Origin of the sequence: Demequina sp. B12, assembly GCF_028823635.1 — a bacterium.
Taxonomy (GTDB): domain Bacteria; phylum Actinomycetota; class Actinomycetes; order Actinomycetales; family Demequinaceae; genus Demequina.
The window spans coordinates 258,102-276,449 of the sequence record NZ_JAPEHU010000003.1 but is presented as its reverse complement, the minus strand read 5'-3'; the positions used below and the strand labels follow the sequence as shown (position 1 = coordinate 276,449).

At 63.6% G+C, this 18,348-nt stretch carries 19 protein-coding genes and 2 tRNA genes; 12 read left to right on the top strand and 9 right to left on the bottom strand.

Features of this window, described 5'->3' with window-relative positions:
- Window positions 1-25: 25 nt before the first annotated feature.
- The gene (locus ON058_RS08795) at window positions 26-544 is read right to left on the bottom strand and encodes a CoA-binding protein (RefSeq protein ID WP_274668674.1); all 519 of its coding nucleotides are present in this window, start codon (window positions 542-544) and stop codon (window positions 26-28) included.
- 128 nt (window positions 545-672) lie between these two features.
- Between ON058_RS08795 and ON058_RS08790 the strand changes: the two genes are divergently transcribed.
- Window positions 673-1,152, top strand: coding sequence for a Dps family protein (locus ON058_RS08790; protein ID WP_274668673.1), 480 nt, complete (start codon window positions 673-675; stop codon window positions 1,150-1,152).
- 283 nt (window positions 1,153-1,435) lie between these two features.
- On the opposite strand, the gene cysE is transcribed toward ON058_RS08790, so the two are convergent.
- Together cysE and cysK are read right to left on the bottom strand one after the other, a co-directional pair.
- The gene (cysE, locus tag ON058_RS08785) at window positions 1,436-2,089 is read right to left on the bottom strand and encodes a serine O-acetyltransferase (RefSeq protein WP_274668672.1); all 654 of its coding nucleotides are present in this window, start codon (window positions 2,087-2,089) and stop codon (window positions 1,436-1,438) included.
- A gap of 25 nt (window positions 2,090-2,114) precedes the next feature.
- Window positions 2,115-3,050, bottom strand: a complete 936-nt coding sequence (cysK, locus tag ON058_RS08780; protein ID WP_274668671.1) for a cysteine synthase A — start codon at window positions 3,048-3,050, stop codon at window positions 2,115-2,117.
- Window positions 3,051-3,417: 367 nt separating this feature from the next.
- On the opposite strand from cysK, the gene ON058_RS08775 reads away from it, so the two are divergent.
- From ON058_RS08775 to ON058_RS08765, 3 genes are all read left to right on the top strand, one after another.
- Window positions 3,418-3,936: an SRPBCC family protein gene (locus tag ON058_RS08775; protein WP_274668670.1), complete on the top strand. Its 519-nt coding sequence runs from the start codon at window positions 3,418-3,420 to the stop codon at window positions 3,934-3,936.
- Window positions 3,937-4,034: 98 nt separating this feature from the next.
- Entirely contained in the window at window positions 4,035-4,505 is a 471-nt protein-coding gene (locus tag ON058_RS08770) for an SRPBCC family protein (RefSeq protein ID WP_274668669.1), read from the top strand.
- 37 nt (window positions 4,506-4,542) lie between these two features.
- Window positions 4,543-4,962: a DUF1761 domain-containing protein gene (locus ON058_RS08765; protein ID WP_274668668.1), complete on the top strand. Its 420-nt coding sequence runs from the start codon at window positions 4,543-4,545 to the stop codon at window positions 4,960-4,962.
- 52 nt (window positions 4,963-5,014) lie between these two features.
- On the opposite strand, the gene ON058_RS08760 is transcribed toward ON058_RS08765, so the two are convergent.
- Together ON058_RS08760 and ON058_RS08755 are read right to left on the bottom strand one after the other, a co-directional pair.
- Window positions 5,015-5,088, bottom strand: a tRNA-Gly gene (locus ON058_RS08760).
- A gap of 85 nt (window positions 5,089-5,173) precedes the next feature.
- Entirely contained in the window at window positions 5,174-5,560 is a 387-nt protein-coding gene (locus tag ON058_RS08755; protein ID WP_274668667.1) for a DUF1304 domain-containing protein, read from the bottom strand.
- A 133-nt stretch (window positions 5,561-5,693) separates the two neighbouring features.
- Here ON058_RS08755 and ON058_RS08750 point away from each other — a divergent pair.
- Window positions 5,694-5,770 (top strand) — tRNA-Pro (locus tag ON058_RS08750).
- Window positions 5,771-5,942: 172 nt separating this feature from the next.
- On the opposite strand, the gene ON058_RS08745 is transcribed toward ON058_RS08750, so the two are convergent.
- The gene (locus tag ON058_RS08745; protein WP_274668666.1) at window positions 5,943-6,527 is read right to left on the bottom strand and encodes a TetR/AcrR family transcriptional regulator; all 585 of its coding nucleotides are present in this window, start codon (window positions 6,525-6,527) and stop codon (window positions 5,943-5,945) included.
- 78 nt (window positions 6,528-6,605) lie between these two features.
- Here ON058_RS08745 and ON058_RS08740 point away from each other — a divergent pair, with 78 nt between their 5' ends.
- From ON058_RS08740 to tig, 3 genes are all read left to right on the top strand, one after another.
- Window positions 6,606-7,340: a DUF2306 domain-containing protein gene (locus ON058_RS08740; RefSeq protein WP_274668665.1), complete on the top strand. Its 735-nt coding sequence runs from the start codon at window positions 6,606-6,608 to the stop codon at window positions 7,338-7,340.
- Between the two features lie 25 nt (window positions 7,341-7,365).
- Window positions 7,366-8,364: a GNAT family N-acetyltransferase gene (locus ON058_RS08735; protein ID WP_274668664.1), complete on the top strand. Its 999-nt coding sequence runs from the start codon at window positions 7,366-7,368 to the stop codon at window positions 8,362-8,364.
- A 140-nt stretch (window positions 8,365-8,504) separates the two neighbouring features.
- Window positions 8,505-9,827, top strand: coding sequence for a trigger factor (tig, locus tag ON058_RS08730; RefSeq protein ID WP_274668663.1), 1,323 nt, complete (start codon window positions 8,505-8,507; stop codon window positions 9,825-9,827).
- Between the two features lie 117 nt (window positions 9,828-9,944).
- Here the strand turns inward: tig and ON058_RS08725 are convergent, their stop codons facing one another.
- Both ON058_RS08725 and ON058_RS08720 read right to left on the bottom strand, forming a co-directional pair.
- Window positions 9,945-10,400: a DUF4190 domain-containing protein gene (locus tag ON058_RS08725; RefSeq protein ID WP_274668662.1), complete on the bottom strand. Its 456-nt coding sequence runs from the start codon at window positions 10,398-10,400 to the stop codon at window positions 9,945-9,947.
- 110 nt (window positions 10,401-10,510) lie between these two features.
- The gene (locus ON058_RS08720; protein WP_274668661.1) at window positions 10,511-11,047 is read right to left on the bottom strand and encodes a DUF4190 domain-containing protein; all 537 of its coding nucleotides are present in this window, start codon (window positions 11,045-11,047) and stop codon (window positions 10,511-10,513) included.
- A gap of 281 nt (window positions 11,048-11,328) precedes the next feature.
- Between ON058_RS08720 and ON058_RS08715 the strand changes: the two genes are divergently transcribed.
- From ON058_RS08715 to ON058_RS08700, 4 genes are all read left to right on the top strand, one after another.
- Complete coding sequence (locus ON058_RS08715; protein WP_274668792.1) at window positions 11,329-11,907, top strand: ATP-dependent Clp protease proteolytic subunit; 579 nt, start codon at window positions 11,329-11,331, stop codon at window positions 11,905-11,907.
- Window positions 11,904-12,626: an ATP-dependent Clp protease proteolytic subunit gene (locus tag ON058_RS08710; RefSeq protein WP_274668660.1), complete on the top strand. Its 723-nt coding sequence runs from the start codon at window positions 11,904-11,906 to the stop codon at window positions 12,624-12,626. Before ON058_RS08715 ends, ON058_RS08710 begins: the two co-directional genes overlap by 4 nt.
- Before the next feature lie 230 nt (window positions 12,627-12,856).
- A complete protein-coding gene (clpX, locus tag ON058_RS08705) occupies window positions 12,857-14,119 on the top strand; it encodes an ATP-dependent Clp protease ATP-binding subunit ClpX (protein WP_274668659.1) in 1,263 nt (420 codons plus the stop codon).
- 246 nt (window positions 14,120-14,365) lie between these two features.
- Window positions 14,366-15,319 carry an endonuclease domain-containing protein gene (locus tag ON058_RS08700; RefSeq protein ID WP_274668658.1) on the top strand — a complete coding sequence of 318 codons (954 nt, stop codon included), beginning with the start codon at window positions 14,366-14,368 and terminating at the stop codon, window positions 15,317-15,319.
- A gap of 94 nt (window positions 15,320-15,413) precedes the next feature.
- Here the strand turns inward: ON058_RS08700 and valS are convergent, their stop codons facing one another.
- Window positions 15,414-18,245 carry a valine--tRNA ligase gene (gene valS, locus ON058_RS08695; protein WP_274668657.1) on the bottom strand — a complete coding sequence of 944 codons (2,832 nt, stop codon included), beginning with the start codon at window positions 18,243-18,245 and terminating at the stop codon, window positions 15,414-15,416.
- Between the last annotated feature and the right edge of the window lie 103 nt (window positions 18,246-18,348).

Below are 18,348 nucleotides of genomic sequence, written 5' to 3'. Positions count from 1 at the left end.
ACCTCAGATCGCACGAGGAACGGGGCTATGCCGCAGCGTGTTCCTCAATCTCGGTGCGAAGCCGCGCGTACTCGACCTTGATGCAGTGGTTTTGCACAACGGACATTCCCGCTGATCGCGCCTGTGAGGCGGCTTCCTCGTTGACAACGCCTAGCTGCATCCACAGCATTCGCGACCCCACCGCAACGGCTTCGTCCGCGACCTCGGGGACGTGTTCACTCCTACGGAAGACATCGACGATGTCGGGGACAACGGGGAGATCGGCCAATGATGCATAGAACGCGTGGCCACGAATCTCATCGCCGACCGCCATCGGGTTGACCAAGAACACCTGGTAGGGGGTGTTCTCCATCAGCCACACGGCAATCGCGTATGAGGTGCGTTGGTCGTTGGGGGAAGCCCCCACTACGGCCACAGTTCGGGCCTGTCCAAGCGCAGTCGCCAACGCCGTGTCGTCGGGAAGCTGGCCGCCGGTCGGTGCGGGGCAGGCTTCGCCGTCGAATGCAACCGGCTCAATGGGCGGAATGGCGTTGCTTGCGTTCATGTCCATAATGCACAAAACGGTATACGAGTCGCTGGCATTCCCGCATAGCGAACACCGCGCGGGAATGCTGTCTGTAACCGAGTCGTTATATGTGTTGTCCCACGTAGACGAACGGAAGGAACAGTTTCATGGCTGACACGACGACTCCTGCAATTGGGATTGACGAGGCCAACTTGAAGGAGATCAATGCTGGCCTCGCGCAGGCGCTTGCCGACACCTTCACGCTGTATCTGAAGACGCACGGCTACCACTGGAATGTCACTGGACCGCACTTCCGCTCTCTGCATCTGATGCTGGAGGAGCAGTACAACGCTTTGTTTGCTGCCACGGACGAACTCGCCGAACGTATGCGAGCGCTGGGCGAGGTGGCGCCGGGATCGATGGCGGAGATGCTGGAGTTGACCTCGTTGAAGGACCACGAGCCTGCGGCCGACGCCATGGAGATGGTGAAGAACCTGCAGCGCGATCACGAGGCAGTCGCTGCGGCGTTGCGACCGTTGTCCGAGGCCGCTGACGAGGCGGGCGACGGTGCAACAGCCGACCTCTACAACGCTCGACTTGCCTTCCACGAGGAGACTGCTTGGATGTTGCGCGCCTTCGCGTCATAGCGAGACGCGAAGGTCGCGGCAACCTCGCCGTTGGCCAGTTAACGACTCAGGGCCCCGCCATCTGGCGGGGCCCTGAGCGGTTGGCGCGGCTGAGGGACGCTCCAACTGGTAGAGCCTTGGGGAAGCTCTGTTCGTCACTGTAGCGAAACATTCCAGTTTTTGGGAGAGCTAAGCCAGATACGGCCGGAAGCGTCCGCTTTTGTGTGAATATCAGGCGTTTTTATTGGATCCGAGCATTGCGCTTGAGGCACCGCTCTGGTCCGACGAGGCCGTGCGCTGCGCGTTAGATGTAGTACATCGCGGGTTCGCGCTGCTCGACCTCGCGCGGGGGCGCATCCGGATCCGGGTGACGGTGAGAGTCGCCCGCATCCACGGCAGACGCGGCCGTGCCGGCTTCCCGGTCCGACGGGTTGTTGCGGATCTTCGCGGGAATGCCCACGGCGGTTGCGCCGTCCGGCACATCGCGCACCACCACAGCGTTTGAACCGATGCGGGCATCGCAGCCAATGTGCACAGGCCCAAGAACCTTCGCACCAGCACCGACGACCACCCGGTCGCCGATCGTGGGGTGGCGTTTGCCGGGGCTCATGGTGGTGCCACCAAGAGTGACGCCGTGGAAGAGCAGCACGTCGTTTCCGACGACTGCAGTTTCTCCCACCACCACGCCCATGCCGTGGTCAATGAAGACACGGCGCCCAAGCGTCGCACCGGGATGAATCTCAATCCCGGTGCGACGGCGGGCGTACTGCGACCACAACCGGCCGTAAGTCTTGAAGCCGTGGTTCCACAGCCAGTGCGCGACACGGTGGTGCCACACGGCGTGGACGCCCTGGTAGGACAGCGCAATGACCAGCGTCGAGCGCGCCGCGGGGTCGCGGCGGTGAGCGGTGCGGATGTCCTCGAGGGCCAGCCTCAGGGGGCCGATGCGGTTTGACATGCGGGGACGTGTCTCCTTGAGTGGATTAGTCCATCAAGTCCGCGTAGAGCACCGACGACAGGTAGCGCTCACCGAAGGACGGGATGATGGTGACGATGGTCTTGCCGGCGTTCTCAGGGCGCTTGGCGATCTCGATCGCGGCGTGCAGGGCAGCACCGGAGGAGATTCCCACCAGGAGGCCTTCCTTGCGTGCGGCAGCACGTGCGGTCGCAACAGCGGTCTCGGAGTCGACGTCGAAGACTTCGTCGTAGATCTCCGTGTTGAGCACCTCAGGAACAAAGTTGGCGCCGATGCCCTGGATCTTGTGCGGACCGGCTTCTCCACCGTTGAGGATGGCGGATTCCTTGGGCTCGACGGCCACGATCTGCACTGAAGGCTTCTTAGCCTTCAGGACTTCGCCGACGCCCGTGATGGTGCCGCCGGTGCCGATGCCCGCGACAACGATGTCAACTTCACCATCGGTGTCTGCCCAGATCTCCTCGGCAGTGGTGCGGCGGTGAATCTCCGGGTTGGCCTCGTTGGCGAACTGACGAGCGAGGATCGAGCCGGGACGCTCTTCCGCAATCTTGTTTGCTGCTTCCACAGCGCCCTTCATGCCCTCAGGCCCGGGGGTCAGCACCAGCTCTGCACCAAAGGCACGCAGCAGAGCGCGACGCTCCTTGGACATCGTCTCCGGCATTGCGAGGACGACGTTGTAGCCGCGGGCCGCACCCACCATGGCGAGGGCGATGCCGGTGTTACCGGAGGTAGCCTCGACGATCGTGCCGCCGGGCTTGAGGGAACCGTCCTTCTCTGCGGCGTCAACAATCGCGACACCAAGGCGGTCCTTCACGGAGTTAGCAGGGTTGTAGAACTCGAGCTTGCCCAGCACGGTCGCGCCAGCACCTTCGCTGAGGGTGTTGATCTTGACCAGGGGAGTGTTACCGATGAGGGCCGTAGCGTCCTCATAGATCTTTGCCATGGATTCTCTTCCTTCGATGTGGAGCGCCTCTACGGACGCATCTGGAGGGGGTAACGCGAACGGAACCGTGGTGATTCCTGGGGGCGAGCGCTGGCGGCGCTGCTTCTCCGGGGCTTGCAGTCCCGGGCTGGTGCCAGCGCTCTACAGACAGCAGCCCTCTGCACACATGCAGCAGCACAGGCAGGGGGCGCAGGTACACATCGTGGAGGCAGGAGCGAACGTCGCGTCGGTGCGCGGTGCGTTGCTCATCGTGCCATCCCTCCGAGTGCAGATACGGTCAGGCTAGCGCCGATGCCGGGGACGGGCAACATTCGGGTGCCGATTCGCTATGGTGAGTGCAGCATCGGCCCTGGAAAATGGAGAAATCATGCCTCGCCTGAAAATGAAAATCGCGTGCTCGCTGCCTCTTCAAGCAAAGGTGGCCGACGTCTGGGCCTTCGTCGACGACCGCGAGGCACAGGTGAAGTACCACCCCAGGATTGACCGCATCGATGTGGTCAGCGGCGAGTGGGGCGCGCCTGGCAGTCGCATGGTGGTGTCCGCCCGGCAAATCGACGGGACCCCGGTAGTGGCAGAGCAAGAGATGGTCAGCGTGGACCGGCCGCACGGCTACGCCACCCAGACCCCATTCCCCGACGGCGTGAGCCGATCGCACATTGAGTTCGGCGTCGACGGCGACACCGTGGTGAGCTTCGCAGAAACAGTCGTGGTCACCACCCGGCCGCTGAACTGGCTGGAGTACGCGGTCCTCACCGTGAAAAAGCGCGCCATGCGGGCCGATGCTGAAGCGGAGTTCCTGCAGTCCTACGCCGTACTCCAGCGATACCTCTACGAAGAGTGCGGCGACGACGTCGACCACGTCGATGACGAGGCCCCCGCACCGTAGCCGCGCCACACACCAGCACCACCTCGACGCGCGCCCGCTGCGCGCAGCGACTAGCGTTGATAGCAGGTTGAACTGTGGTCAAGAAGGGAGCCCCGGCGATGAAGGTCAGAACTGTCGAGGCAAGCCGCACCGTCGCCGCAACCCCAGACGCCGTGTGGTCAGTGCTGACTGACCTGGACAACGCCGCGGACAACATCCGAGCGATCCGCAAGGTTGAGCGGCTCGCAGGCGAGGGATATGCCGTCGGGGTGCGGTGGCGCGAAACCCGCAAGATGTTCGGAGCAGAAGCCACGGAAGAGATGGAAGTGGCGGGTGTGGACGCCCCCACCTCCACCACGGTCGGATCGCTATCTCACGGCATTTACTACACCACCGAGTTCCGTTGCGAACTCGACGGAGATGCCACCGTCCTTACTGTCGTCTTCGCGGGAGAGCCACGCGAACAGACGTTCTTCCAGAAGTTGGGCTGGGGCGTCTTTGGGGCTGGCGGCATGAGCGCATCCCGCAAGGCGCTCATCGCAGACCTTGACGACATCGCGCACGCCGCCGAATCACAGAGCGAGGCTTAGCCGCACGGCAAGCCCCGCACAGACTCAAGGAGGAGTCATGGACTGGCTCAGTTTTTCCGACATCTCGTGGCTGGGAGTCCTGCTCGCATTCATCGCCACCTTTGTTTTGGGGTGGCTGTGGTACTCGCCCGGGCTGTTCTTCAAGCCCTGGCAGCGTGCCGTCGGGTTCACAGACGAAGACATGAAAGACGCGAACATGGCCGCGTCGTTCGGGCAAATGATCCTGGGCAACGCACTGGGCGTGATCGCGCTCGCCGTCCTCTTTGTGCCACTGGGCGTGGACTCCTGGTGGGCTGGACTCCTCACCGGCGCCATCCTCGGAGTCGTGTTCAGGTGGGGAGCGCACTGGGTCCACGATGGTTTCGCCCTACGGTCACCCCTGGCGACCCTCATTGACGGCGCCCACGACACCGTCGCTCTTGCGGCCGCTGGCGCCATCCTCGGTGCATTCCTCTAGTCACGGTACGGAAAGAAAAAGCGGCCCGAGTCGCAAGACTCGAGCCGCTGGATGGAGCGGGTGACGGGAATCGAACCCGCGTAATCAGTTTGGAAGACTGAGGCTCTACCATTGAGCTACACCCGCATTGCCGGGTTGTCAGGCCTGCTGCCTGCCGCATCGGCTCCACTAGTAGAGTAGCCGAGCCTTGGCCAAGATAAAAACGCCGCGCCTAGAGCAACGCCATCACGAGCGTCACCACCGCTAGTCCCGGCAGGGTTCCTTGAACGGTGGCAGCCTTCGCGTAGCGCCTCCCCGTCGAGGCGAGCACCACTGCAGCAGCGAGCATCGACCCCGCACCAGCAAACACCAGCGTGGCCCCCACGGCTGTATGGCCGGCAAGCATCAATCCCACGCCTGCCGCCGCCGTGATGGCTAAGAACAAGTTGTAAAACCCCTGATTGAACGCCAACGGCCGGGTGGTGCGTGCTTCCGCTTCAGACGTGATGCCAAAGACCGCGCGCGTCGACGGACGCTCCCACGCCCACGACTCCAGCCAGAAGATGTACACATGCAGTGCGGCAGCGGCCACCGCAAAAACATACGACGCGACCCACATGAGCTCTCCTTAACCGGGGGACAAGAGCGTGGATGGGATCGAGTTTATGCAGGGAAACAGCGGCAAAGTGGGATTGCGGTCGTCAACACCCCCGCAGGCATACTAGAGTTACGAGGCCCAAGCGATTGGGCATCGGGGTGTAGCGCAGCTTGGTAGCGCATCTGTTTTGGGAACAGAGGGTCGCAGGTTCAAATCCTGTCACCCCGACCATCACGCAAGGGCCTGTCCGTCTGGACGGGCCCTTCGTCGTTTTCGCACGGGGCCTTTTCGCAAGGTGTCGCAGTGTCGTAGCAGTCACCGAGTGTCACTTTTTGCTCGAATGTGGCACCGGATGACTGCTGGCGCGCGGCAGCGGCAAGTGGGGTCTCCTCGGGTTGCTCGCTCAAGGAGTGCGCAGGTAGGGGCTCACGATCTCTTCGACGAGCTGTTCCTGCGGGACTCCCAGGCCCACTTTCGCGAACCCACCGGTGCTGGTGAGGACTGCGGCGCCGTGGACGCCTGCCCAGATGGCGCGTGCGAGCCCGGCGGTGTCAGCGTGGGAGTCCAGGTGCCCGCTGTGTTGAGCTGCCGCGATGGCGTTGGCGAAGGTGGTGAATGAGGGCGGGCCTACAAGGTTGGGGCGGTCTTCTCTGTCGCGGAACATCACGGAGAAATAGGTGGCGTGCGCCGCAGCGAAGTTGAGGTAGGCCCGGACGATGCCCCTCACCGCGTCGCCAGGATCAGTCGCGTTGCTTACGGCGTCAGCGAGGGCGGCACCAAAGATCTCGTAGCCCTCGTCGGCGATCGCGTCGAGCAGGTGGTCACGGTCGGGGAAGTGCCGGTAGGGGGCGGCGGGGGAGACGCCGACCTTGCGTGCCAGCGCGTTGAGCGAGAACCGCTCGGGGCCCGTTTCCGCGAGCAGGTCATGTCCATCTTTGAGCAGCGCGGTGCGCAGTGAGCCGTGGTGGTAAGTGGAGCGATCGCCCATGTTGACGATATTAACATTGGCACTTAAGTTAATAGCATTCACACTGCTCGCCAAAGACGCAAAACGAGGAGACGCCTCATGTCAACACTCACGCCGGTCCCCGCCTCCACGCCCCTCGAACGTGCGCGGCGACCAGCACGGTCGCGCGTAGGTTGGGCTGTGGTTGCGCTGCTCGCGCTCGCTATCGCGGCGGTGAGCCTGGGCACCTACGCAAGCCAGTCGCTCCAGTCGCTGGGGGAGAGCAACTCTGTCGTGCTCACCTACGCAGAAGGCTCCGATCTGCTCCAAGCCGCGCTCTACACGCACATCGTGAGCGCATCGGCTGCCCTGCTGCTGGGCCCCGTCCAGTTCTGGAAACGCCTCCGCCATCGCTTCACCACCGCTCACCGCATCTCCGGACGTATCTACGCCGTCAGCGTCACGCTTGGCGCCCTGTCCGGACTGGTCATCGCCCCGTCCAACTCTGCCGGCGGCATCGGCGTTGCGGGATTCGGGCTACTCGGATTGCTGTGGCTCGGCTCAGTGGTGCTCGCGGTGCGTGCGGCCCGTCAACGACACCTGGCCCAGCACCAGGCCTGGATGATCCGCAACTATGCGCTTACCTTCGCTGCGGTCACACTCCGCCTGTGGCTCATCGTTCTGATCGTGGCCTACACGGCGGCAGGCGCGCAGAGCGAAGACGCCGCCTTTGCCTCCGCCTACCTGTGGGTGCCGTTCTTGTGCTGGGTTCCCAACGTGCTCGTCGCCGAGTGGCTCATCCGCAGGCGAGGGCTCCCTTCCCTCATAGGTAGGCGCACGGTGACAGCGCGATGAAGGTGTGCGTGCCTATGATCGGCGCGTGACCGACAACCTTCGCTGGACCTCCCTCCGAGTCGACGACATCGAGCCGTGGGCGGCGCTCACCCACCACCTCGCTGTGGTCGACAGGACTGATGAGTTCTACTCCCCGGAAGACTTGCGCGAGGAACTCGAGTCTCACGACGTCGAACCAGAACGCGACACTTTCGCGGTGTGGGACGGCGACTCACTCGTGGGCTTCGGTCAACTCTGGATTTCGGAAACACGCGACGCCGAAGGTCTTGTCCGGTGCAATCTCGACGGCGGCGTTCACGCCGACCACCGAGGCCGCGGCATTGGGCGCCATCTCATGGAACGCCTCGAGGCACGCGCCACGGAGGCAGTGTCCGAACGCCATCCGGGTGCATCTCACTACCTGCGGGCTAGCGGTGGCCGGGATGGCTCATCGGCACAACGCATGCTGGAGCATCGTGGCTACGAGATTGCCCGCTACTTCAACGCGCTCACCCGGCCACTCACGCCCAGTGACGCCGATGCCTCGGCTGAGTTGCCACCCGGCGTTACCCTCCGCTCTCCTCACGACGGAGACGAGGCCGCCGCGCATGCTGCGCACTGCGCAGCCTTTGTGGACCACTGGGGGAGCCTTCCGCCGAGCGCCCAGTCATGGCACGAAATGTGGACGGGCAACAGTGCACGCATGGATGTCTCCACCATCGCGGTCGACGCCGACGGCGCAGTGCTGGCCTATGCGCTGTGCGGGCAGTGGGTTGACAACGAACTGTATGTGAACATCGTTGGCACCGTTCCCGATTCACGTGGGCGGGGCCTGGGTAGCGCAGTGCTGGCCAGGACCATCGCCGTCGCCGCCCAGAGCGGTGCATATGGGCTGATCGAACTCGACGTGGACTCTGAATCGCTGACTGGTGCGGTGCGTCTCTACGAGCGCCTAGGTTTCGCACTCAAGCACACCACCTCCGCGATGCGTCGTACGGAGCCCTCGTCCCGTCAGCACGGTGAGGCGCCACCGGTATCTCGTTGAGCGGTCAACGACGCTGGCGCATCGGCCCACAGCGAACGCGATTGGGCCACAGCGCCATACCGCACTAGACTCGTGGGGTTGCCCGACTGCGGTATGCCCGCATACGGCGAGGACCAATCCCAATAATCAGGAGCACATCAGTGACCAGCGCCCTCGAGAAGATCGACGCCACGACCGTCAAGCTCACGGTCACCCTCACCGAGGAAGACCTCAAGCCCTCGATGGACCACGCCTACCAGCACATCGGCGAGCAGGTCCAGATCCCCGGATTCCGCAAGGGCAAGGTCCCGCCGCGCATCCTCGAACAGCGCGTGGGCAAGGGTGCCGTCATTGAGCACGCCGTCAACGAAGGCCTTCCCGGCTGGTACTCGGATGCCGTCAAGGAGCAGGGCATCCGCCCCTTCGGACAGCCCGAGGTTGAGGTTGTCAAGATTCCCGGTTCGGAAGAAGGCTTCGAAGGCCTCGAGTTCACCGCTGAGGTGGAGATCCGTCCCGAGGTGAAGATCCCTGCAGCTGCAGACATCACCGTTGAGGTTGACCCCGTTGAGGTCTCCGACGAGGACGTCGAAGAGCGCCTCATCAACCTGCGTGAGCGCTTCGGCTCGCTCAAGACCGTTGATCGTCCCGTTGCTGACGGTGACTACACCACCATCGACCTTGCCGCGAAGCTCGACGGCGAAGACGTGGACAACGTCCAGGGCACCTCCTACCAGGTCGGTTCGGGCAACATGCTCGAAGGTCTGGACGATGCACTCGTGGGCCTGTCCGCAGACGAAGAGACCTCCTTCGAGGCGCCTCTCGCTGCAGGTGAGCACGCAGGCAAGACCGCACAGATCACCGTGAAGGTCACCGCCGTCAAGGAGCGCGAGCTTCCTGAGGTTGACGACGACTTCGCGCAGCTCGCTTCCGAGTTCGACACCGTCGAAGAGCTCAAGACTGACCTGCGCGAGCAGGCCGCCCGCATCAAGGCCAACAACCAGGCCGTGCAGGCGCGCGAGAAGCTCCTCGACGTGCTGACCGAAGCCACCGACTTTGAACTCCCCAAGAAGGTCATCGAGGGTGAGGTCCACGCCCACCTCGAAAACGAGAACCGCCTTGAGGACGACGAGCACCGCGCAGAGGTCACCGAGGAAGCTCAGAAGGCACTGCGCGCGCAGATCCTCCTGGACCAGCTCGCAGACGACCTCGAGATTGAGGTTGAGCAGGGCGAACTGCTCGAGTACCTGATCAACGCTTCGCGCCAGTACGGCATGGACCCCCAGACCTTCATTCAGCAGGTCGAGCAGGGCGGCCAGATCCCCGCGATCGTGGCCGAGGTTGCCCGTTCGAAGGCCACCGCCTTCGCGCTGCGCCGCGCGACCATCAAGGACACCGCAGGCAACGCCGTGGACCTTTCCGAGGTCATCGGCTCGCTTGAAGACGAAAAGTCCGAGGACGAGACCACTGAGGAGAAGGGCGAGTAACTCTCACCCCTCCCACATACGTTGAGGGCCCCGTCACCATTTCGGTGACGGGGCCCTCAACGTTTCTGTGCGCGAGCGGACCGGCTTAGCGTTGAGCGCTCAACGGGTCGCGGTCCCTTAGTAGGTTGAGCCCGCTGTCGCTGCCATGCCGAAGATGCCAATGAGCATCAAGAAGTAGAAAGCAAACAGCCCCACAACGGCGGCAAGCTGCACGTAACCAATAATCAGTCCCGCCAGACCCAAACCGCGCTGCTGCGCCTCGCCACGCTTGACGGCCGCGAGACCTAAGTGGCCAAAGATGATGCCAGCAAGGCCGATCCCCACCAACGACGTCACCAAAGCCGTGATGTTCATCCACGTCTTCGCGTCCGAGGCGACAGGACCGCCATACGGCTGATAAACCGGCTGGCCGTACGGAGCTTGTGAGTATGGAGCCTGTGAGTATGGAGCGGCGGGGTACTGCGCTTGCGCGTACGGCGCGGGAACCGGCGCGGTCCCTGCGTTTGCCTGCTGAGTGGATGACTGCGTCAAAAACGGGTCCTGCACGCCAGAACCGTCAGGAGTAGTGCTCATGAGATCCCCCTCATAGAACGATTGATGTCGCCTGGAATCTATCGGAAAGCGACGATGCCCCGGAAGGCCCCCTACGGAGGTCTCCGGGGCATCGTCCCGAATCTTGTGGTTTAGGCGCCTTGTGCTTCCCACGTGTAGGACACTTCGCTCGTGCACCAGTCGGCGGGGTTCGAGCCACCGCACTCGTCAATGAACCAGCCAAAGAACGCGAACATCGCGATGATCGCGATGATGCTGAGCACCATCCCGATGTAGCCAATGATCAGTCCGGCCAGGCTCATTCCGGGGTTGTCGGCTTCGCCCTTGCGGACAGCTGAACGGCCCAGGTGGCCGAAGATGATTCCCGCCAAGCTGATGCCCAAGATCGACGTCACGAGCGACGTGATGCCCATCCAGTTCTTTGCGGTGGCAGGGTTCTTGTAGGGCTGCTGAGGGGGCTGAGCCGCGTACTGAGGTGCGCCATACGGCGGCTGGCCAGGCTGAGGAGCTCCCTGCGGCGGTGCCGCGTACTGAGGAGCACCGTACTGCGGTTGCCCAGGTTGTGGCTGGCCAGGCTGCTCCGGCTGCGGCGCTGCGGGCGGGGGAGTGGCGCTCGCGTCTGCGTTGTTGTTCGGCGTGGCGAAAGGGTCCTCTGGGGGTTGTGACATGGCGTTTTCTCCTCGTAAGAACTGGGGCCGATGCTCACTTGAGCGTACCGGCCAGGACCAACCCGCGCATCGGCCCTCAGGACGAATGTTGCCCCCTCACCCCCCTGAGGGGGACAGGGGGCGCACCCGTAGGACGAGAGCCGCGATTCCCTGTTCACCCTGTAGCGAAACAAGGGGGTAAACGGCAATAGCAAACGGGGTGCGCGCGTTAGGGTCAAGCAAGACGTTCAAACAGGAGGACTCACGTGAACGAGATCACGGCTCGAGGCGACGGCTCCGGCATGGGGCTGAGCGACTCGATCTTCAACCGGTTGCTGCGCGAACGCATCATCTGGCTGGGCGATGAGGTGCGCGACGACAACGCCAACGCCATCTGCGCCCAGATGATGCTGCTTGCCGCGGAAGACCCGGACAAGGACATTTACCTCTACATCAACTCGCCCGGTGGGTCGATCACTGCTGGCATGGCGATCTACGACACCATGCAGTACATCAAGCCTGACGTGGCGACGGTGGCCATGGGTATGGCGGCCTCCATGGGACAGTTCCTGCTGTCCTCCGGCGCGCAGGGCAAGCGCTTCGCGACGCCCCACGCCCGCGTCATGATGCACCAGCCCTCCGGCGGTATCTACGGCACCACCACGGACATCCGTATCAACGCAGAGCTCATCATGCACATGAAGAAGACGCTCGCCACGTTGACAGCGGAGCAGACCGGCAAGACCGTTGAGCAAATCAACAAGGATGCCGACCGCGACCGCTGGTTCACCGCGCCCGAGGCGCTCGAGTACGGCTTCGTCGACAAGGTCATCACGCACGCCGCAGAAGCAGGCGACTCATCGCAGGGAGGCCAGGCATGAGCGAGATTTACCAGGCAATGCAGGCCGGTGCTCGCACCGCAGGCTTTGGCGGGGCTGCCCCCGCAGGGCCGTCGTCGCGTTACATCCTGCCCTCGTTCGAGGAGCGCACCGCATACGGCTTCAAGCGCCAAGACCCCTACGCCAAGCTGTTCGAAGACCGCATCATCTTCCTGGGCGTGCAGATCGACGACGCCTCGGCAGACGACGTGATGGCGCAGCTGCTCGTGCTCGAGTCTCAGGACCCCGACCGCGACATCACGCTGTACATCAACAGCCCCGGTGGCTCCCAGACCGCGCTCACCGCGATCTACGACACCATGCAGTACATCAAGCCCGAGGTGCAGACCGTGTGCCTGGGTCAGGCAGCATCCGCCGCCGCCGTGCTGTTGGCTGCTGGATCGCCCGGCAAGCGACTCGCCCTGCCGAACGCTCGCGTGATGATCCACCAGCCTCGCATCGAGGGTGGCGCACGCGCACAGGCCTCGGACATCGAGATCTACGCGGAAGAAATGATCCGCATGCGCGAGTGGCTGGAGTACACCCTCGCCAAGCACACCGGCCAGACTGCGGAGAAGGTGCGCGAGGACATCGAGCGCGACCGCTTCCTGTCCGCTCAGGAGTCCAAGGCGTACGGCTTGGTTGACCAGGTGCTCGAGTCCCGCAAGGGTGTCGACACCGTGTCGCCTGAGGACCGCGCGCTAGGCAAGGCTCAGGGCTAAACCGGGCGCACACTGCCTTCATGACGACGGCCGTCTCTCCGCTGGGAGAGGCGGCCGTCGTCGCGTGCGGAGGGCCGATGCGCATGGGGAGGCGGCGCCAACGCCCGAGTGGACTTATCCACGGGCGAACACGCTGGCGGCGAGTCGAGCGGCACACGTCAGAGGTCCTATGTAGCCTGAATGGGTACGGCCCGAGTTGATGGCGCCCGCGGCCGTGAAAGGAGACCCCGATGACACGACCAGCCGACAGCGGTGATCTGCTGAAGTGCTCGTTCTGTGGCAAGACGCAGAAGCAGGTCCGCAAGCTGATTGCAGGCCCCGGCGTCTACATCTGCGACGAGTGCATCGAGTTGTGCAACGAGATCATCGAAGAGGAGTTCGCGGAAGCGGCTGAGGCTGAGCTGACCGAACTGCCCAAGCCGCGGGAGATCTTCGGGTTCCTGGAGCAGTACATCGTGGGACAGGAGCAGGCCAAGCGCGCGCTGTCTGTTGCGGTGTACAACCACTACAAGCGTGTCCGTGCAGGAGAGACAGCGGCCAAGGCCGGTGAGGACAACGTCGACATCGCTAAGTCGAATGTGTTGTTCATTGGTCCCACCGGAACAGGAAAGACCTACCTGGCGCAGACCCTCGCCCGCATGCTCAACGTGCCCTTCGCCATTGCCGACGCCACGGCATTGACCGAGGCCGGCTACGTGGGTGAAGACGTCGAGAACATCCTGCTCAAGTTGCTGCAGGCCGCCGACTACGACGTCGACAAGGCACAACGCGGCATCATCTACATCGATGAGATTGACAAGGTTGCCCGCAAGGCGGAAAACCCGTCGATCACCCGGGACGTGTCCGGTGAGGGCGTCCAGCAGGCACTGCTGAAGATTCTGGAAGGGTCGCAGGCCTCTGTACCCCCGCAGGGTGGACGCAAGCACCCCCACCAGGAGTTCATCCAGATCGACACCACCAACGTGCTGTTCATCCTGGGCGGCGCCTTCGCAGGACTTGAAGAGATCATCTCCTCCCGGGTGGGCCGCAAGGGCATCGGGTTCGGAGCGCAGCTCAAGGAAGCAGACAACTCGGACCTGTTCGCGCAGGTCACCCCCGCAGACCTTCACAAGTTTGGTCTGATCCCTGAGTTCATTGGTCGCATGCCGGTGATCGCGACGGTGTCGCCGCTGGACGTTGAGGCCATGGTGTCGATCCTGACGGAGCCCAAGAACGCACTGGTCAAGCAGTATCAGCGCATGTTTGACCTTGATGGCGTGCACCTCGAGTTTGAGCCGGATGCGATTGAATCTATCGCTGAGCAGGCACTGGAGCGTGGCACTGGCGCCCGCGGTCTGCGCGCGATCATGGAGGAAGTCCTCCAGGAGACCATGTTTGATGTCCCGGGACGCGAAGATGTGGCTCGCGTGGTCGTGACCCGTGATGTCGTGATGGAGCGGGTGCTCCCTGCCTATGAGACTCACCTCGACGAGCCACAAGAAGGCGCCGCATAGCCCTAGCCGTAGAAACGCGGCGGGCCCCTGGCGCCTACGGCGTCCTGGCCGTAGTTCTCACGCGCTGAGCGGCCGGCACCCCTGCACAACCGGCCTGCGCCCGGGGACCTCCGGCGGGCGCGACCCGCCACGTCTACCCCCTTGGAACTTGCACGTCCGCCCACAGCCCACGTCCAGCATCGGCCCTGTCCACAACTTGCTTGCTGGCCGTGTTCCTGAGCGTTGAGCCTGGACACAGTGGCAACTGTGAAACGGTTCCGAGCCTTCCCACAGTGTTCCCATCCGCGCGAGATCGCGGACGTTCTTGCCGCCACCTGGCACGCCTTCCCGCGCCACGAACTCGTAGCTGCGTCAAGCGACTTTGCGGTCCGTAGGGCGCTCGAGCGTGGGGAGATCGTCAAGGTCACGCCGCACCACTATGCGCACGCCCAGACTGCGACGAGTTTCTGGACTCGGGCGGATGCGGTGGCAAGCTGGCTGGGAACTCGAGGGATTCTATCAGGCTCCACAGCGCTGTACATCGCCGGGGAAATCGCGGAGCCGCCACGGGTCATCAATGCTCTGATTCCGCGCAAGACCAGGATCGTTGAGGTGCCTGACTGGGTTCGGATCACTCACGCCAAGTACTCGCCACTGTGCGACGTGGTGAACGGCTGGGAGATTGTTGACCCCGCCATGGCGCTGGTGCAGGCCTACGGGAGGTTGCCGCATGAGTCGCGTGATGGTGTGGTGCTGGGTGCCTTGGCACGTGGCCGCATTTCGCGTGAGGAGATGCGGCGGTGCTTTGCCTTGATGCCTCGTATCAAGGACCGGCAGCTGCTGAAGCAACTGCTCGAGGATTCGCAGGACGGGGCGGAATCGGTTCTGGAACGGGATGCGCACCGTGACGTGTTTGGCCTTCGCGACTTTGGAAGCTTCATCAAGCAGTTCGACGTGGTGGTGGGCGGTCAGCGCTACAGGCTCGACATGTACCACCCTGGACTGCGTATCGCGGTGGAGTTGGATGGTGCTGCCTTCCACGCCACTCAGGGGCATTGGCAGCGCGACCTCAACCGAGACGCTGCACTGTTGGCGCAGGGCATTGTCAGCGTCCGGTTCTCTTACTGGGACATCAAGGAGCGTCCGCAGTGGTGCCGCGACACGTTGCGTGCGGTGATGGCACAACGTGCAAAAGGTGGCGCGCTGGCCGTCGAAAAGTGACGGCCAGCGCGTGCAACCTGCCCGAACCCCGCCGAGTATCTACGGCCAGGGGAAAGGGGGCGAGGGCTAGGGAACGGGGGTTAGGGAACGGGGGTTAGGCCTGAGCGAGCACCGCGTTCTCGGTGCGCATCACATTCGTGTCAGCAAGGGGAGCGCCGGAGCCGTCTTCCGGACCGTCTCCATCCACACCCTCGTCGAGCGCAGCCACCGCATCAACGATCTGCAGCGCCTTGACACGGCCAGCGGCCATGACATCAGCCTTGGCGGCATGAACGGCAGCAACCCGAGCCTCAGGCACCAGCAGGTCCACAGACTCGATCTCGGTGCGCTGGGAAACCTTGGCCTCAGACTTGATCTTGCGCAATGCGGCCAGCGCCTCGCCGGCTGCACCCACGATAGTGGCGTCTGCACCATCGCCAACTACAGCGTGTAGTGGTGCCGCAGTGGGCCATTCAGCACGGTGGACGGTACCCGGGCGGAACCAGGACCACACCTCTTCGGTCGCGAACGGCAAGAACGGTGCGAACAGGCGCAGGAAGGTCTCAAGCGCAATCACCAACGTGGCACGGGCCGATGCCGCACCAGCAGAGCAGGACGCCAGCGGGTCAATGTCCTCGCCCGGAGCCGCGCCGTCATAGGCACGTGCCTTCACGAGTTCCACATAGTCGTCGCAGAAGGTCCAGAACAGGGTCTCGGCCTGCTCAAGGGCGCGCGTGTGGTCGTAAGCAGTAAACGCGGTGGTCGCGGTCTCGACAACGTCAGCCAACGCAGCCAAGAGAGCACGGTCCAGGGCATTCGAAACGAGCGAACCGGTCCCGTCCATGGCGGCAGGATGCGTGTCTCCAGCGGCACCGCCACCGAGTCCTAGGTGGGAACCGTTGATGACGCCGCCGCTCACATGCGCGGTAGCCGCGATGCCAGCATCAAGTGACTCATTCGCTGCGGTCGCGATGCCGGTGGCACCCAACACGAACTTCGAGGCATTGAGCACCTTGTTCGCGAGGCGGCGGCCAATCTTCATCTGACCTTCGTCAAATGCTGCGTCAGTGCCCAGGCGGGCAGAGGCTGCCCAGTAGCGCACTGCATCGGAGCCATGCTGTTCAAGGAGACCCAGCGGGGTCACCACGTTGCCCTTGGACTTCGACATCTTCTTGCGGTCCGGGTCCAGGATCCAGCCAGAGATCGCGGCGTGCTTCCACGGCAGATCGTGGTGCTCCAGATGCGAGCGGACCACGGTGGAGAACAGCCAGGTGCGAATGATGTCCTGACCCTGGGGGCGAAGGTCCATGGGGAAGGTCTTGGCGAACAGCTCGGGGTCGTCACGCCACCCGCACACGATCTGGGGCGTCAATGAGGATGTAGCCCAGGTGTCCATGATGTCCTTCTCGCCGGTGAAGCCACCGGGGACATCGCGCTGGTCTTCGCTGAAGCCGGGGGCGGCGTCTGAGGAAGGGTCCACGGGCAGTTGGTCTTCGGAAGGAACGATGGGGGAGTCCCACACGATCTCGCCTGCGTCGTTGAGGGGGTACCACACGGGGATGGGCACACCAAAGAAGCGCTGACGGGAGATGAGCCAGTCGCCGGTGAGGCCATTGACCCAGTTCTCGTAGCGCTTGCCCATGTGTGCGGGCACAAAGTTCAGGTCGTCGCCGCGTCCCAAGAGCGCGGTGCGCAGCGAGGCGTCCCGGCCGCCGTTGGCGATGTACCACTGGCGGGAGGTGACGATCTCGAGGGGCTTGTCGCCCTTTTCGAAGAACTTCACGGGGTGCTGGATGGCACGCGGCTCGCCGTCCATGACGCCCGCCTCCTGCAGCAGCTCCACCATGCGCTTTTGTGCGGAAAACACGGTCATGCCAGCGATTTCTGCATAGGCGGCGAGGCCAGCCTCGGAGTCGATCCCCGTGGGAGCGTCGGACAGCACTCGGCCGTCGTGGCCCAGGATGGAACGGACCGGGAGGTCGAGCTCACGCCACCAGATCACGTCGGTGACGTCACCGAACGTACAGATCATGGCGATGCCGGAGCCCTTGTCTGGCGACGCCAGACGGTGTGCCACGACGGGCACCTCGACACCGAAGATGGGGGTGCGCACATGCTTGCCGAACAGCGGCTGGTAGCGCTCGTCGTCCGGGTGGGCGACGAGGGCCACACACGCGGCCAGGAGCTCGGGGCGGGTGGTTTCGATCCACACTGACTCGAATGAGCCGGTGGCCTCTTCCATGTCCGCGGCAGGCTCGAATGCGAGGCGGTGGTAGGCGCCGGGACGCTCCCGGTCCTCAAGCTCGGCTTGGGCGACAGCGGTGCGGAACGTCACGTCCCACAGCGTGGGGGCCTCGGCCTGATATGCCTCGCCACGCTTGAGTGAACGGATGAACGCCTGCTGGGCCACGGCCTGGGAGGACGGTGCGATGGTCTGGTAGGTGCGCGACCAGTCCACCGAGAGTCCTAGGCGACGCCACAGGTGCTCGAACTGCTGCTCGTCCTCTTCGGTGAGGCGTTCACACAGTTCAATGAAGTTGCGTCGGGAAATGGGCTGCTGATCGGCGGCCTTGATCGACTTGCCTTCGCCACCTTCGTGAGGCGGCTCAAAGCCCTCGACGTAGGGGAGGGTGGGGTCGCATCGGACACCAAAGTAGTTCTGGACGCGACGCTCAGTGGGCAGGCCGTTGTCATCCCAACCCATGGGGTAGAAGACCTCACGACCGCACATGCGCTTGAAACGCGCCACGACATCGGTGTGCGTGTAGGAGAATACGTGGCCGACGTGGAGCGATCCCGACACCGTGGGGGGAGGGGTGTCAATCGAGTAGATCTCTTCGCGGGACTTCGACGAGTCGAACCGGTAGGTGCCGGCTTCTTCCCAGGTGTCGTTCCAGCGGTCTTCGAGTCCGTCGACGGTCACTTTGTCGGGGATGCGCGCAGTCATGGGCTCATTGTTCCAGAACTGTGCACCTGTGCAGGAATCCGGGTCGGTCTGACGGCCGATGCCTGTTCAGGAGCAAGGAAAGTGGCGGTAACGAGCCGGTAAA

Coding starts and splice junctions, on each gene's coding strand:
- ON058_RS08795 (WP_274668674.1), bottom strand. CDS start 544: ATGAACGCAAGCAACGCCATTCCGCCCATTGAGCCGGTTGCATTCGAC.
- ON058_RS08790 (WP_274668673.1), top strand. CDS start 673: ATGGCTGACACGACGACTCCTGCAATTGGGATTGACGAGGCCAACTTG.
- cysE (WP_274668672.1), bottom strand. CDS start 2,089: ATGTCAAACCGCATCGGCCCCCTGAGGCTGGCCCTCGAGGACATCCGC.
- cysK (WP_274668671.1), bottom strand. CDS start 3,050: ATGGCAAAGATCTATGAGGACGCTACGGCCCTCATCGGTAACACTCCC.
- ON058_RS08775 (WP_274668670.1), top strand. CDS start 3,418: ATGCCTCGCCTGAAAATGAAAATCGCGTGCTCGCTGCCTCTTCAAGCA.
- ON058_RS08770 (WP_274668669.1), top strand. CDS start 4,035: ATGAAGGTCAGAACTGTCGAGGCAAGCCGCACCGTCGCCGCAACCCCA.
- ON058_RS08765 (WP_274668668.1), top strand. CDS start 4,543: ATGGACTGGCTCAGTTTTTCCGACATCTCGTGGCTGGGAGTCCTGCTC.
- ON058_RS08755 (WP_274668667.1), bottom strand. CDS start 5,560: ATGTGGGTCGCGTCGTATGTTTTTGCGGTGGCCGCTGCCGCACTGCAT.
- ON058_RS08745 (WP_274668666.1), bottom strand. CDS start 6,527: ATGGGCGATCGCTCCACTTACCACCACGGCTCACTGCGCACCGCGCTG.
- ON058_RS08740 (WP_274668665.1), top strand. CDS start 6,606: ATGTCAACACTCACGCCGGTCCCCGCCTCCACGCCCCTCGAACGTGCG.
- ON058_RS08725 (WP_274668662.1), bottom strand. CDS start 10,400: ATGAGCACTACTCCTGACGGTTCTGGCGTGCAGGACCCGTTTTTGACG.
- ON058_RS08720 (WP_274668661.1), bottom strand. CDS start 11,047: ATGTCACAACCCCCAGAGGACCCTTTCGCCACGCCGAACAACAACGCA.
- ON058_RS08715 (WP_274668792.1), top strand. CDS start 11,329: ATGGGGCTGAGCGACTCGATCTTCAACCGGTTGCTGCGCGAACGCATC.
- ON058_RS08710 (WP_274668660.1), top strand. CDS start 11,904: ATGAGCGAGATTTACCAGGCAATGCAGGCCGGTGCTCGCACCGCAGGC.
- clpX (WP_274668659.1), top strand. CDS start 12,857: ATGACACGACCAGCCGACAGCGGTGATCTGCTGAAGTGCTCGTTCTGT.
- valS (WP_274668657.1), bottom strand. CDS start 18,245: ATGACTGCGCGCATCCCCGACAAAGTGACCGTCGACGGACTCGAAGAC.